This window comes from Micromonospora zingiberis (assembly GCF_004331455.1).
In the GTDB taxonomy this organism is placed as follows: domain Bacteria; phylum Actinomycetota; class Actinomycetes; order Mycobacteriales; family Micromonosporaceae; genus Micromonospora; species Micromonospora zingiberis.
Genome location: NZ_SJJR01000002.1, coordinates 63422 through 76480, shown reverse-complemented (window position 1 = coordinate 76480; position 13059 = coordinate 63422). Strand labels below are relative to the sequence as shown.

At 72.5% G+C, this 13059-nt stretch carries 14 protein-coding genes and 1 riboswitch; of the genes, 8 read left to right on the top strand and 6 right to left on the bottom strand.

The genetic code is table 11. The features are described from left to right. Positions 1–4: 4 nt before the first annotated feature. Positions 5–964: a hypothetical protein gene (locus tag E0H26_RS03350; protein ID WP_131300678.1), complete on the bottom strand. Its 960-nt coding sequence runs from the start codon at positions 962–964 to the stop codon at positions 5–7. A 29-nt stretch (positions 965–993) separates the two neighbouring features. Continuing rightward, positions 994–1203: a heavy-metal-associated domain-containing protein gene (locus tag E0H26_RS03345; RefSeq protein ID WP_131300676.1), complete on the bottom strand. Its 210-nt coding sequence runs from the start codon at positions 1201–1203 to the stop codon at positions 994–996. A gap of 118 nt (positions 1204–1321) precedes the next feature. Here E0H26_RS03345 and E0H26_RS03340 point away from each other — a divergent pair, with 118 nt between their 5' ends. From E0H26_RS03340 to E0H26_RS03330, 3 genes are all read left to right on the top strand, one after another. Beyond that, positions 1322–1618, top strand: coding sequence for a metal-sensitive transcriptional regulator (locus tag E0H26_RS03340; RefSeq protein ID WP_131300674.1), 297 nt, complete (start codon positions 1322–1324; stop codon positions 1616–1618). A gap of 327 nt (positions 1619–1945) precedes the next feature. After that, positions 1946–3340: a YibE/F family protein gene (locus tag E0H26_RS03335; protein WP_131300672.1), complete on the top strand. Its 1395-nt coding sequence runs from the start codon at positions 1946–1948 to the stop codon at positions 3338–3340. Between the two features lie 166 nt (positions 3341–3506). Beyond that, a riboswitch (cyclic di-AMP (ydaO/yuaA leader) is annotated at positions 3507–3637 on the top strand. 4 nt (positions 3638–3641) lie between these two features. Next, positions 3642–4655: a coiled-coil domain-containing protein gene (locus E0H26_RS03330; RefSeq protein ID WP_131300670.1), complete on the top strand. Its 1014-nt coding sequence runs from the start codon at positions 3642–3644 to the stop codon at positions 4653–4655. 77 nt (positions 4656–4732) lie between these two features. On the opposite strand, the gene E0H26_RS03325 is transcribed toward E0H26_RS03330, so the two are convergent. Beyond that, positions 4733–5431 carry a carbonic anhydrase gene (locus E0H26_RS03325; protein ID WP_131300668.1) on the bottom strand — a complete coding sequence of 233 codons (699 nt, stop codon included), beginning with the start codon at positions 5429–5431 and terminating at the stop codon, positions 4733–4735. 202 nt (positions 5432–5633) lie between these two features. Here E0H26_RS03325 and E0H26_RS03320 point away from each other — a divergent pair, with 202 nt between their 5' ends. From E0H26_RS03320 to E0H26_RS03305, 4 genes are all read left to right on the top strand, one after another. Then, on the top strand, positions 5634–5966 hold the full coding sequence (locus E0H26_RS03320; RefSeq protein WP_131300666.1) for a helix-turn-helix transcriptional regulator: 333 nt from the start codon (positions 5634–5636) through the stop codon (positions 5964–5966). A gap of 96 nt (positions 5967–6062) precedes the next feature. Next, on the top strand, positions 6063–6443 hold the full coding sequence (locus tag E0H26_RS03315) for a hypothetical protein (protein WP_131300664.1): 381 nt from the start codon (positions 6063–6065) through the stop codon (positions 6441–6443). Between the two features lie 148 nt (positions 6444–6591). After that, complete coding sequence (locus E0H26_RS03310) at positions 6592–7407, top strand: hypothetical protein (RefSeq protein ID WP_240741994.1); 816 nt, start codon at positions 6592–6594, stop codon at positions 7405–7407. A gap of 115 nt (positions 7408–7522) precedes the next feature. Further along, the gene (locus E0H26_RS03305; protein ID WP_131300662.1) at positions 7523–8695 is read left to right on the top strand and encodes an AI-2E family transporter; all 1173 of its coding nucleotides are present in this window, start codon (positions 7523–7525) and stop codon (positions 8693–8695) included. A 120-nt stretch (positions 8696–8815) separates the two neighbouring features. Here E0H26_RS03305 and E0H26_RS03300 read toward each other — a convergent pair whose 3' ends face one another. Further along, positions 8816–9484, bottom strand: a complete 669-nt coding sequence (locus E0H26_RS03300) for a dienelactone hydrolase family protein (RefSeq protein ID WP_131300660.1) — start codon at positions 9482–9484, stop codon at positions 8816–8818. A gap of 184 nt (positions 9485–9668) precedes the next feature. Here E0H26_RS03300 and E0H26_RS03295 point away from each other — a divergent pair, with 184 nt between their 5' ends. After that, positions 9669–9848: a hypothetical protein gene (locus E0H26_RS03295; RefSeq protein WP_131300658.1), complete on the top strand. Its 180-nt coding sequence runs from the start codon at positions 9669–9671 to the stop codon at positions 9846–9848. A 77-nt stretch (positions 9849–9925) separates the two neighbouring features. Here the strand turns inward: E0H26_RS03295 and E0H26_RS03290 are convergent, their stop codons facing one another. Both E0H26_RS03290 and E0H26_RS03285 read right to left on the bottom strand, forming a co-directional pair. Further along, positions 9926–12301 carry a glycoside hydrolase family 65 protein gene (locus E0H26_RS03290; RefSeq protein WP_131300656.1) on the bottom strand — a complete coding sequence of 792 codons (2376 nt, stop codon included), beginning with the start codon at positions 12299–12301 and terminating at the stop codon, positions 9926–9928. Further along, the gene (locus E0H26_RS03285) at positions 12298–13050 is read right to left on the bottom strand and encodes an HAD family hydrolase (protein WP_131300654.1); all 753 of its coding nucleotides are present in this window, start codon (positions 13048–13050) and stop codon (positions 12298–12300) included. Before E0H26_RS03285 ends, E0H26_RS03290 begins: the two co-directional genes overlap by 4 nt. Positions 13051–13059 lie beyond the last annotated feature (9 nt).

Here is a 13059-nt window from a genome sequence, read left to right as displayed (position 1 = left end):
CCCGTCAGTCGTGCTCGTGGCCGGGCGTACCGTGCCCGTCGTCGGGCGTGGCCCCGTCCGGCCTGGGAAGGTCGCCCGGTTCGCCGACGTGCACGGTGAACTCGGCGGTGCGTACCACCCCGCCATGTTGGAAGTCGAGATAGAGCCGGTACGCCCCGACCGAGGGGAACTCGGTGGCGAAGCTGACCTGTGGGCCGGGCTCGGTCCGCCCGTCACCCGGTACGCCCTCGGGGTGCACGTGCAGGTACGCCAGGTCCCCCTGGCGCAGCGCGACCAGGTGCCCGTACGCGCCCAGGTACGGATCGAGATCGGTGACCGGTACGCCGTCCCGGCTGACGGTGAGCGTCAGCGTCGTGCTGCGGCCGGGCTGCGGTGTGCCGGCGAGGTCGACGGTGTAGCCGTCGACCGTGGCGCGGCTCGCCGGGGCGGGCAGTGGCCGCTCGGTCAACTCCCCGGGCACGGTCAGGTCGACGCCGAGGGTCAGCGGCTCGGCGCCGGTCGGGGTGAAGTCGGCGAACGCCCGCCACACGCCGGGCCCACCGAGCGGCGAGGCGACCCGCCAGGTCCCGTCGGCGGCCAGTTCCGGATGCACGTGCCGGAAGCCGGCCAGATCTCGGCGGGCCACGATCAGGTGCATCGGCTTGTCGTGGACCACGTCGTACCTGGTCACCGGCTGTCCGTCCGGCCCGCTGATCCGGAAGGCGAATTCGCCTGGGGCCGCGCCGACCGGCACCAGGGTGTAGCCACGGTCGGAGACGAGCAGCCCGCCGGGCAGCCCCGCGTCGGGCCCGTCCGCTGCCGCGTCGGGCGCGGCTGTGTCGGTGCCGTGCGGGGCACCGTCCGCGTCGTGGCCGTCGGCGACGACCGGGGCCACGGGGCCGGTCACCTGGCCGACCCCGTACGCCGCCCCGAAGACCGCCGCGAGACCGAGGGCGAAACCACTCAGCTTCGTCGCCGTGTTCATCGCTGCACCTCGGGTTTCCGCCGGTCGGCTCAGGCGCCGAGCAGCTCGTATCCGGCTTCGTCGACGGCCGCGCGCACCGCGTTCTCGTCGAGCGGCTGTTCGCTGGTCACGCTGACCCGGCCGGCGGCCAGATCGACCTGGACGTCGTTGACGCCCGGGATCGCACCGACCTCGGCGCTGACCGCGCTGACGCAGTGCCCGCAGGTCATGCCCTGCACCTGGTACGTCGTGGTGACCATGAGGTTCTCCCTTCCGGGCCCAGCCGCTGGCTGGGCCGGCACTCGCCTGGATACCCACCGGGGGTATCCGCAGCGCCGACCGTACCATACCCCCCAGGGGTAGGCTATCCTCGTGGTCATGACCACACCCGCACCGATCCGCGGCTACACCGCCAGCAAGGATCAACTGCTCGCCCGGCTGCGCCGCGTCGAGGGCCAGGTGCGCGGCGTCGAGAAGATGGTCGACGACGATCGCTACTGCATCGACGTGCTCACCCAGATCTCCGCCATCCAGGCCGCGCTGGACAAGGTCGCCCTCGGGCTGCTCGACGGGCACGCCCGGCACTGCATGCACACCGGTGCCGCCGAGGGCCGCGCCGACGAGATGGCCACCGAGATGATGGCCGCCGTCGGCCGCCTGATGAAGCGCGGCTGAGCAGCCGTACCGCCCCGCGCCCATGGGCGTGGACCGATGTCGCGAACCGCCGACGAGCGCCCGCGACCTGCGTTCCGATGCCGGGCTGGCTACCATTCGCACACGATGGCCTGCCGACCTGCGCGCTTTCCGGCCCGCGCCCGCCGGACGCACACCACCGCCGCCGCTTTGCGGCGCCCGGCCAGAGCCGGCCCAACACTCACCGTACGCAGCCGGTTCGCCACGTTCCGGCCGCCTCGGCCGCCCACCGTGACAGTCGTACGACAGGGCTGAACCGACTCGCCTGCCGACACGTACTCCGGATGGAAATCGTTGGGAGACTATTGAATGGGCGCCGACCACACCCGTTCCGCTCCGCCCACCCCGCCCAGGGTGCGGCGGATCCTCGTCGTGACGGTGGTCCCCCTCTTCCTCGCCACGCTGGTCGCCGCCCTGGTGCTCTGGCCCCGTGACGCACCGCGCCCCGAGCCGGGCGACGACCTGCCCCGCTACCACGGCACGGTCACCCGGGTGGTGACCGAACCGTGTCCGCCCAACCCGGTGGTCCCGGAGGGCACCCCGACGACGGCCGACGGCCCGTGCGGCACCGTCACCGTACGGGTGGAGAACGGTCCGGACGCCGGCCAGGAGGTCGCCACGCCGATCCCGGCCGGCCCCGGCGCACCCCGGGTCGGCGTCGACGACGACGTCATCCTGGTTTCGCTGATCGACCCGGAGGATCCCTCGATCAGCGCCTACAACATCGCCGAGCACCAGCGCGGCAAGCCACTGATCTGGCTCGGGGTGCTCTTCGCCGCCGCCATCGTCGCCTTCGGGCGGCTGCGCGGGCTGGCCGCCCTGGCCGGTCTGGCCGCCAGCTTCGCCATCCTGCTCACCTTCGTGCTGCCCGGCATCAGCGCCGGCCAGCCGCCGCTGGTGGTCGCCATCGTCGGCGCCGCGTTGATCATGTTCGTGGTGCTGTACCTGACCCACGGCGTGTCCGCGCAGACCTCGGTCGCCGTACTCGGCACCCTGGGCGCGCTGGTGCTCACCGGGCTGCTCGGCCTGGCCGCGACCGGCGCCACCCACCTGACCGGCTTCGGCAGCGAGGACGCCACCACGCTGTCCATGTTCCGGGCCGACGTGGACCTGCACGGCCTGCTGCTGGCCGGCATCATCATCGGTTCCCTGGGCGTACTCGACGACGTCACGGTCACCCAGGCGGCGGCGGTCACCGAACTGGCCCACGCCAACCCGAACTTCTCCCGCCGCGAGTTGTACCGCTCGGCGACCCGGGTGGGACGGGCGCACATCGCCTCCGTGGTGAACACCATCGTCCTGGCGTACGCCGGTGCGTCGCTGCCGCTGCTGCTCCTGCTCACCGCCGACTCCCGCGCGCTGGGTCAGATCGTGACCAGCGAGTTCCTGGCCCAGGAGATCGTCCGCAGCGTGGTGGCCACGCTCGGGCTGATCGCCGCCGTACCGCTGACCACCGCCCTGGCGACGCTGGTGACCACCGCCGGCCGGGGCCGTGCCGGGGCCACCGTCGCGGGCGGCCCGCCCGACGACGACGAACCGGCCGCTGCCGTGGCGGGCGGCGGCGACAACCCCAGGGTTTCCCGGCCGGCGACGGACCGGGCCGAGGCGCTACACGCCCTCAGCACACCGCGCACCCGCAACACGTCCTCCGCCACCCGCTCGGAGTGGCCCGAACCGGACAGGAGCACGGACACCCGATGGTGACACTCCTCAGCGTGAACGCGCCGACCTCGCCGATCGGCATGCGTGTCACTCGTCACCCACCGCGATTACGAAATGACACATCTCGTCGGGTTCGGGGCGTAGAGGCCCAGATGGACTGTCAGGTAACCTCACTGCCGGTCACCGCCGAAGGCGCGCAGCGGCGCCTGCGGTGCCGCCGCCCAATCGCCACCAGGCGAGCCGGGAACCCAGGTACGTGGGGTGAATCCGCGACAGCGGTAGGGGCCACTTCCGTCCCGAACCCGTCAGCTAACCCGGTCGGCGGTCGATGGAAGGGAAGACAGTGACGGCACCCCTACGCCGCTGGTTGACGCCCGTGGTGGCCGTGTTCGCCGCGTTCGCCGTGTTCGCCGGGCCGATGCCCGCGCCGGCCGCGCCAAAGCCACCCGCGCCTTCGGATCATGACGACCCGCCGATGCTCAACGACCTGATCGAGGCGAGCAGCCGGGACTTCAGCAAGGCCAAGGCGAACCTCGAAAAGTCCAAGAAGAAGCAGCTCTCCCTCGCGTTGGAGGTCCGCCGCGCGCAGGCCGATCTGGACGCGCTCGCGCCGCAGGTCGCCGAGATCGCGACGCAGTCGTACCGGACCGGTCGGGTGGGTGCGATCGCGATGCTGTTGCAGAGCAACGCCCCCGACTCGTTCCTCGACCGGGCGTCCGCACTCGACGAGTTGAACCTGGTCAACGGCAAGAAGCTGGGCGAGGTCAACGCGGTGAAGCTGCGCGCCGAGACCGCCAAGCTGGCGCTCGACGCCGAGGTACGCGAGCAGCAGAAGCTGACCAACGACATGGCCCGCAAGAAGAACGAGGCAGAGAAGTCGCTGCGGCTTGTCGGCGGCACCGGCCTCACCGGCGGACTGGTGGCCGCCACCTCCCCGGTCGCCCGGGTGGCGCCCAACCGGGCCGCGGACGGCAGCTGGAAGCCAGAGTCGTGCAGCCAGAAGGACCCGACCACGTCGGGCTGCATCACGCCCCGGACGCTGCACATGTACAAGGAGGTCAAGCGGGCCGGCTTCGACCGGTTCGTGGGCTGCTTCCGGCCGGGCGACAAGTTCGAGCATCCCAAGGGCCGGGCCTGTGACTGGTCGTTGCAGAACCGCGGCTTCGCCCCGTGGCACAACAACGACACCCGGATCTACGGCAACAACCTGGCGGCCTTCCTGGTCCGCAACGCCGATCGGCTGGGCGTCTACTACGTGATCTGGAACCGGCAGATCTGGTTCGTCACGAGCAATACCTGGAGTTCCTACAGCGGCCCGTCGAACCACACGGACCACGTGCACGTCTCGTTGTTCTAGGCCGCCTCCGGCGTACTGCGAGGGCCGTCCCGCTGGTAGCGGGACGGCCCTCGCCGTTTGGTCCGGGGTGTTGCGCGTCAGGCGGCCGGCGCCGCGATGGCGGCCAGGTCCGCCGGTTCTGCGGCCACCGCCCGCACCTCGCCAGCGGCCAGCCGGTACGACATGCCGACCACCGCGCAACGTCCGGCGGCCACCTCGGCGGCGAGCGTCGTGGAGGAGTCCAGCATCGCCGTTACGGTCTGCGCGATGTGGATGTCGACGATCTGGTCCAGCTCGTCCACCCCGGCGGCCTGGGCCCGGCGCAGGCTGGGCACCACGGCGTCCACCACCGCGCGCAGGTGTCCGCCGGGCGAGGTGCCGGTGGCCAGGGCCGCCCGGGCCGCCTGCACGGCACCGCACGAGTCGTGTCCGAGCACCACCACCAGCGGCGTACGCAGCACCGACACCGCGTACTCCACGCTGCCCAGCACCTCCGGGCCGATGGTGTGCCCGGCGGTACGGACCACGAAGAGGTCACCCAGCCCACGGTCGAAGATGATCTCAGCGGCCAGCCGGGAGTCGGAGCAGCCGACGATCACCGCGAACGGGTGCTGCTCCGCCGCGACGGCGGCCCGGCGGCCGGCGTTCTGGTTGGGGTGCCGCAGCGTGTCGGTGACGAACCGTCGGTTGCCGGCCATCAGCTCGGCGAGCGCCTGTTGCGGGGCGCCCGGAAGATCCGTGGTGAGCAGCTCACGCTCCGGCCCCGGCTGCGTGCCGATCGATCCGGGTCGACTCATCCGGCGTCACCTCGCTTCTCGTGCGATGCCTGGTCATCCCGGCCGACGCTGGTCACGGGCTGCCCCCACCGTCACACGCAGTGCAAGCCACGTCAAGCAATGCGTGATATGCATTTCAGGTATCGCTCGACGCTTGCGTACGGGACCGAACGGGTGCGCGGGCGGACGGCGCGGCCCGGAGAACCGAAGGGTGGGTCATACGATGGCGGACATGGCAACCACAGGCGAGCGGGAAAGCACCCGTAACTGGACTTTCCTCACAAACCACGCGCATGTGCTGCTCGCCATCGCCCGTAACCCCACCGCCCGGCTACGTGACGTCGCCGACGAGGTGGGTGTGACCGAGCGGGCCGCCCAGGCCATCGTCGCCGACCTGGAGGCCGGCGGTTACCTGCATCGCACCCGGGTCGGGCGGCGCAACGAATACACCCTCAACCCGGCCGGCCGGTTCCGCCACCCCGCCGAGGCCGACCGCCAGGTCGGCGACCTGCTGGCGCTGTTCACAAAGGAGCCGGTGGCCGGCACCACGCCGTAGATCCGGGCACCGACCCGACGCTCGGCGTGGCACGCTTCACCATCCGGTCACCTTCGTGGCGCTGCGATCCCCCGCCGGGGGCGATAGGTTTGAGCCGTGCCGACTTTCGCGTTCGCCCGTCCACTGTGGCCGGCGACGCTGTGCGCGCTGCGGGAGTTGACCCGCCTGGCGCTGGCGGCACTCGTACTGGCCGTCGGTCTCGGCACGGCCACCGCCACCGATCCCGCGTCCCGGCCCGGTGCCACCGACCTGTCGGCCCCGCCGGCCGCCACCGTGGTCGCGGCCCGGCCGGTCGTCGCGGCCGTTCCAGTCGCCGAGCAGCTACCGGCCCGGCCGGTCCAGGCGCTCGCACCGGCCCGCCCCGAGCACACCGACGCCGTAGCCGCCCCGGTCGCCGCCATCGCGACCCGGCCCGCCGCCGTACGCATCGCCGTCGGTCCGGGCGAGCCGACCCGGCGCGGTCCGCCCACCGCCTGACCGAGGCAGGCCCGTCACGGGTCACCGCGAGCCTCGGCGACCGCCGAAGCCGCGCCCCACCCGCGACGCTCCGCCGGCCCGATGGGCACGCGGACTCCTGCCTCCCCTCCAGCACAGTCGACGACCCTCACCCGACCACGAGGTGCTGATGATGCGAACCGCTCTCTCCGCCGTACTCCTCGACGTACCCCGGGCCGCCGCCATCTGGCTGAGCCTGTTGGGTGTTGTCACCCTCGCCGTCTCCGGCCTGCTGCTGCGTCCCCGGCGACTCCGCTTCGACGCGGGTGCCCGGATCCGCGAGGCGGCCCTGCCGAGCAAGTCCGAACAGCCCGCCCGGCAGCGCGACCAGGACCGCTGGGCCGAGGAGGTGACGGTGGCCGCCGAGCGGGCCGAGACGACGGCCCGCCGCCAGCGTGACGACTGGCTGGCCGCGCAGGACGAGGCCGAGCAGGCGTGGCAGGCGTACGAGGCGGCGGAGGCGGACGTCCGCCGGTTGTCCGACGCCGCCGGCCTGCCACTGCCGCAGACCCCACGCACCCCGACCGAGTACGCCGACCGTGAGCGCTGGCTGCACCGGGCGGCGCTGGACGCGTACTGGCGGCGGGAACTGTCGGTGGAGCAGCTCAGCGATGTCTTCGCACACCGGGGCTGGGATCCCCGACTGCACCCGGTCGAGCAGGAGTTGGTGCTGCGCCGGGCGGTACGCGACCACCTCTTCGCCCAGCAGCGGGCCGCTCGGGAGCGGGAGCAGGAAGCCTGGCGGGCCGCCGAGGTCGCCGCCGCGTCGGCGCGCAGCCTGCGGGCGGAGACCGTCTCCGCGCTCCTGCCGGCAGCCGAACAGCACGAGTCGGTGCTGCCGCTGACCGCGTTCGGCGAGGTCGAGCAGGCCGCGTCCGGTGGGGTCGAGCAGACCCGCGAGATTCCGACCGTGGCCGTCGGCCGGGCCCCGGTCGCCGCGTACTGACCCGACGCGCCGCAGGCGGACGCCCGGTGGCCGCGCGGGTCGGTCAAACCTGCGCCACGACGGTGTCGGAGCGACGCCGGACGGGTACGACCTCGCCCGAGGCGAGGAGGGCGACGTGGTCGCAGCGGGTGCCGGGCGCGAGCCCGATAAGGCGGCGGACCGGGAAGCCGGACCGCGACAGACGTGGGCGGCCCTGCCCTGGCTGGTTCGCTCCGCGGTGGTCTGGAGCGCCTGCCTGGTGGTGATCGCCGCCGGGCTCTATCTGCTGGCCCGGATCACCATGCTGGTCACGCCGCTGGCCATCGCCCTGGCCGCCACCTTCTTCCTCGCCGCCCTGCTCGACCCGGTACAACTCGCGCTGCGCCGGCTGCGGCTGCCCGCCGCGCTGGCCGCCCTGCTCACCGTGCTGCTGCTGCTCGGCATCCTGGGCGGGGTCGGGGTGCTGGTGTGGAACCTGACCGCCGTCCAGTTCAGCGAGTTGGGCGACGAGTTGCGGCAGGGGCTGGGACGCACCCGCGAACTGATCACCTCCACGCTGCCGGTGACCGACCAGCAGCTCGACGGCCTGCTCGCCCAGCTCCGCCAGGGGGTCACCGATCAGGAGGTCGACCCGGTCTCCAGTGCCCGCACCGTGGCCGAGGTGTTCGGCTCCGCCCTGCTCGCCCTGGTGCTGCTGTTCTTCCTGCTGAAGGACGGCCGGGGGATGTGGCACTGGACGCTGGACCGGATGACCGGGCCGAACCGGGAGGTCGCCGCCGAGGCGGGCCGGGTCGGCTGGCACACCCTCGGCTCGTACAGCCGGGGGACCATGCTGATCGCGGGCATCGACGCGGTCGGCATCGGCCTGGCACTGGTTCTGCTCGGAGTGCCGCTGGCGTTCCCGCTGGCCTTGATCACGTTCATCGGCGGCTTCGTACCGATCATCGGTGCGACGGTGGCCGGTGCGGTCGCGGTGCTGGTCGCGCTGGCCGCCGACGGTCCCACCACGGCCCTGCTCACCCTGGCCGCCGTGATCGCCGTCCAGCAGATCGAGGGCAACCTGCTGGAGCCGCTGGTGATGAAACGGCAGGTACGACTACACCCGGTGGTGATCCTGCTCGCGGTGACCGCCGGCACCCTCATCGCCGGCATCGCGGGTGCCTTCGTCGCGGTGCCGATCGCCGCCGTCGCCTGGCGGATCATCGACAGCGTGCAGCGCCAACGACAGGCCGCCGCAGCAGCACCGCCGCAACCGCCCACCCCCGGCCCAGCCGAACCGCCCGCCCGACCGCGCCCCGAACCAGCCTGAGCCGCACCTCGCCCCCGGCACATCCGGCGTGCACCCGCGCCTCGCCCGACCCCGACGAGTCGGCCCGGGGCGCACCGTGGGCGGGGCTCGCCTGGCGTGCGCGAACGGGCACGCACGGTGTCAGGCGGGGGTGGGTTGGGGGTGCAGGTGGTCGTGGAACCACGCGGCAGCCGCCTCGGCGACCTGCTCCAGGGTGCCGGGCTCCTCGAAGAGGTGCGTCGCGCCGGGGATCACCCGCAGGTCGGCCGGGGCCGCCAGCTGACCCAGGGCGTGCTGGTTGAGGGAGATCACCTGCTCGTCGAGGCCACCGACGAGCAGCAGGGTGGGGGCGCGTACCTCACCCAGGGCGGCGCCGGCCAGGTCGGGGCGACCGCCCCGGGACACCACGGCGTGCACCTGCTCCGGTCGTCGTGTGGCGGCGACGAGGGCGGCGGCGGCACCCGTACTGGCTCCGAAGAGACCGATCCGGGCCGCGCCGAACGGTTGCTCGGCGGCCAGCCAGTCCACGATCGCGGCCAGCCGGGTGGCCAGCAGTTCGATGTCGAACCGCAGTTCGGCGGTGACCGCGTCCATTTCGTCCTCGGCCTCGGTGAGCAGGTCGACCAGGACGGTGCCGAGCCCGCCCTCGTTGAGGGAGCGCGCCACGGCCAGGTTGCGCGGGCTGTGCCGGGAGCTGCCGCTGCCGTGCGCGAACAGCACCACCCCGACCGGGTCGGCCGGGACCATCAGGTCCGCCGGCAGGTCGGCCACCCCCGCCGGGATCGTCACCGCACTGTCCCGAACGTCCATCTCATCCTCCAGATCACGGCGCTGCCTGCCACGGCGGGTACCCGGCCAGGCTGCCGCCACGCCGTCGGGGCCCGACCGCCCGTCCGCTGCCCGCGCGTTTGCCGCTGGTGACCTCGGGTAGCCGTCGGGGGACCGCAGACGGACCGGCGTCAACGGCGTCGGCGACCAGATCGCGAGGACCGTCATGCCGCATCATCACCGTGAGCCCGTCGACCAGGCCGCCGAGCGCAAGCGGCGGGAACAGGACACCCGGCCCGACCGGGACTGGGCGGACGAGGCGGCCCAGGCGCGTTCGGCCGACGACCCGCGAGCCCGCACGCCCCACGACGCCACCGGCCGCCCCTCCCAGGGCGAGCCGATCTGACCGCTCGCACCAGCCCGCCGACGGCAACAGCCGGCACCGGAACGCCACACGGGCGCCGGGCGCGGCGCCGCAAGCGGCTACGACAGGTGCTCGGGCAGGCGTAGCAGCGGGGCGCGGCCGGGTGGCTGCTCCGGCGGCGGCAGGTCCTCCGACGGCGGCGGAACCGGTACGGTCACCGGCTCGGCACAGGTGACCCGTACCGGCTCGCCGTAGTGGCGTAGCTCAAGCACCGCGTCCGGTTCGGCGTGGTGCAGGGCGTACGTCGTCTGGTGCGGTCGTACGTCCACCCGCAGCCGCATGCCGCACCACTGGAGGGAGAACGACAGCCGGCCGATCCGGCTGGACAGCCGGGGGGCGAACGAGGGCACGCCGTCGTGGTCGCGGAGCCCACCGAACCCGGCGACCAACGCGATCCAGGCGCCGGCCAGCGAGGCCATGTGCACCCCGTCGCGGGTGTTCTCGTTCAGGTCGTGCAGGTCCATCAGCGCGGCCTCGCGCAGATAGCTGTGCGCCAACTCGTGGTAGCCGACCTCCGCCGCCAGCACCGCCTGGGTGCAGGCCGACAGCGACGAGTCCCGGACGGTACGCCGCTCGTAGTAGAGGAAGTTGCGCAGCTTCTGCTCGGGGGTGAAGGCGTCGCCTCGCCAGTGCATGGCCAGCACCAGGTCGGCCTGCTTGACCACCTGCTTGCGGTACAGGTCGAAGTACGGGTAGTGCAGCAGCAGCGGGTACTTGTCCTGCGGGGTGTGCGCGAAGTCCCACTCCTGCAACCGGGTGAAGCCTTCCACCTGCTGATGTACGTCGATTTCCTCGTCGTACGGGACGTGCATGCCGGCGGCGGCGTCCCGCCACGCGGCGGCCTCCTCGTCGGTGACCCCGAGGTGGAACGCCTCGTCGCGGTAGCGCATCACCACCTCTGCGGCGGCCAGCAGGTTCCGCTGCGCCATCAGGTTGGTGTAGATGTTGTCGTTCTTGACCGCGGTGTACTCGTCGGGACCGGTCACCCCGTCGATGTGGAACTGGCCGTTGCGGTCGTGGTGCCCGAGGGAGCGCCACAGCCGGGCGGTCTCCACCAGCAGGGTCAGCCCGATCTCCCGCTCCAACTGCCGGTCGCCGCTGACCAGCACGTAGCGCCGTACCGCGTCGGCGATGCCGGCTGCGATGTGGAACGCGGCGGTGCCGGCCGGCCAGTAGCCCGACGACTCCGGGCCCTGGATGGTCCGCCAGGGGAAGGCCGCGCCCTCCAGGTTGAGCGTGCGGGCCCGCTCGTGCGCCTGCTCCAACGTGGAGTATCGCCAGTACAGGGCGTCCCGAACGGCGGCCGGGTGGGTGTACGTCAACACCGGCAGCACGAACATCTCGGTGTCCCAGAAGGCGTGCCCGTCGTACCCGGGACCGGTGAGCCCCTTGGCCGAGATGGGCCGGCGTTCCGCGCGAGCGCCGGCCTGGAGTACGTGGAACAGTCCGAACCGGACGGCCTGCTGCACCTCCGGGTCACCGTCGACATCCACGTCGGCGGCGTCCCAGAACTCGTCCAGGTATTCCCGTTGCTCACGGACCAGCCCGTCCCACCCGTCGAGTCGGGCGGCGGCCAGGGCGGCACCGACCTGGTCGCGCAGGGCGGGCAGGGAACGCCGGCTGGACCAGCCGTAGGTCAGGTACTTCACCACGCGGAGCTTCTGGCCGGGTTCCAGCACGCATCCGACGGTGGTACGCACCCAGTCCTCGTACCCCTCGGACTCGATGCTGGTGTGGGCCGGTGAGTCGACCTCGTGCTCCATCGCGGCGGCGACCCGTAGCCCGGAGACCTTGGTCCGATGGATCAGCAGCCCGCCGTCTTCGGTGGTCAGTTCCTCCTCCGCCAGCAACGGCGACTCCAGCACGGCGGCGACCCGGGGGTCGCGGCTCTGCGGCGGCAGGGTCTCGTTGGCCACCAGCTCGGACTGGACGATCAGCCGCAGCGGCTTGTCGTCGGCCACCTCCACCTCGTAGCGGATGGCGGCCACCGAGCGCTGCCGGAAGGAGACCAGTCGGGTGCTGTGTACCCGGACCTCCCGCCCGGCCGGCGAGCGCCAGTGCAGCGTCCGGTGCAGGGTGCCGGCGCGTAGGTCGAGGATCCGCTCGTGGGCGAGCAGTTCGCCGTAGCGCACGTCGAGCGGTTCGTCATCGACCAGCAGCCGGATCAGCTTGCCGTTGGTCACGTTGACGATGGTCTGACCGGACTCGGGAAACCCGAACCCGGCCTCCGCGTACGGCAGGGGGCGTAGCTCGTAGAACGAGTTGAGGTAGGTGCCGGGCAACCCGTGCGGCTCACCCTCGTCCAGGTTGCCGCGCAGCCCGACGTGCCCGTTGGACAGCGCGAAGACCGATTCGGACTGGGCCAGCACGTCCATGTCGAGCTGGGTCTCCCGAATGTGCCACGGCTCGACCGGATAGGCCCGCTCCCTGATCACGCGAGCCGTCCGGCTGCGAGCAGGTCGGTCAGGTCGTTGACCACCACGTCGGCGCCGTGGGCCCGCAACTCGTCGGCCTGGCCGGCGCGGTCCACCCCGACCACGTACCCGAATCCGCCGGCCCGCCCGGCCTCCACCCCGGCGAGGGCGTCCTCGAAGACCGCCGCCTGCTCGGGCTGGACACCGAGCAGCTTCGCTCCGGCGAGAAAGGTGTCGGGGTGCGGTTTGCCGCGCAGCGCCTCGGCCCGTGCGGTCAACCCGTCCACCCGCTCCTGAAGCAGCGGCGCCAGCCCGGCGGCGGCGACCACCTCCCGGCCGTTGGCGCTGGCCGTGACGACCGCTCGGCGCAGCCCGGCCTCGGCCGCCGCCTTCAGGTACGCCACCGAGCCGGGGTAGACGTCCACGCCCATGCTGCGGATCCGCTCCAACACCAGGGAGTTCTTCTGGTTGCCGAGGCCGTGCACGGTCTGCGCGCCCGGCGGATCGTCCGGCGTGCCTTCCGGCAGCGTGATGCCGCGCGAGGCGAGGAACGTGCGGATGCCGTCGAGGCGGGGGCGCCCGTCGACGTAACGGTGGTAGTCCGGGCCCGGATCGAACGGCCGGTACGGCTCGCCGGTGGCGTCGGCGTGCCGACGCAGGAAGTCGTCGAAGGTCTCGGTCCAGGCGGCGTTGTGCACCCGGGCGGTCTGCGTGAGCACACCGTCCAGGTCGAAGAGACATGCGGTCACATGATCAGGCAGGCCGAGCACCGTACCAAT

Excerpts from the sequence above, each read along its gene's own strand:
- E0H26_RS03350 (WP_131300678.1), bottom strand. The coding sequence starts at position 964 with ATGAACACGGCGACGAAGCTGAGTGGTTTCGCCCTCGGTCTCGCGGCG.
- E0H26_RS03345 (WP_131300676.1), bottom strand. The coding sequence starts at position 1,203 with ATGGTCACCACGACGTACCAGGTGCAGGGCATGACCTGCGGGCACTGC.
- E0H26_RS03340 (WP_131300674.1), top strand. The coding sequence starts at position 1,322 with ATGACCACACCCGCACCGATCCGCGGCTACACCGCCAGCAAGGATCAA.
- E0H26_RS03335 (WP_131300672.1), top strand. The coding sequence starts at position 1,946 with ATGGGCGCCGACCACACCCGTTCCGCTCCGCCCACCCCGCCCAGGGTG.
- E0H26_RS03325 (WP_131300668.1), bottom strand. The coding sequence starts at position 5,431 with ATGAGTCGACCCGGATCGATCGGCACGCAGCCGGGGCCGGAGCGTGAG.
- E0H26_RS03320 (WP_131300666.1), top strand. The coding sequence starts at position 5,634 with ATGGCGGACATGGCAACCACAGGCGAGCGGGAAAGCACCCGTAACTGG.
- E0H26_RS03310 (WP_240741994.1), top strand. The coding sequence starts at position 6,592 with ATGATGCGAACCGCTCTCTCCGCCGTACTCCTCGACGTACCCCGGGCC.
- E0H26_RS03300 (WP_131300660.1), bottom strand. The coding sequence starts at position 9,484 with ATGGACGTTCGGGACAGTGCGGTGACGATCCCGGCGGGGGTGGCCGAC.
- E0H26_RS03295 (WP_131300658.1), top strand. The coding sequence starts at position 9,669 with ATGCCGCATCATCACCGTGAGCCCGTCGACCAGGCCGCCGAGCGCAAG.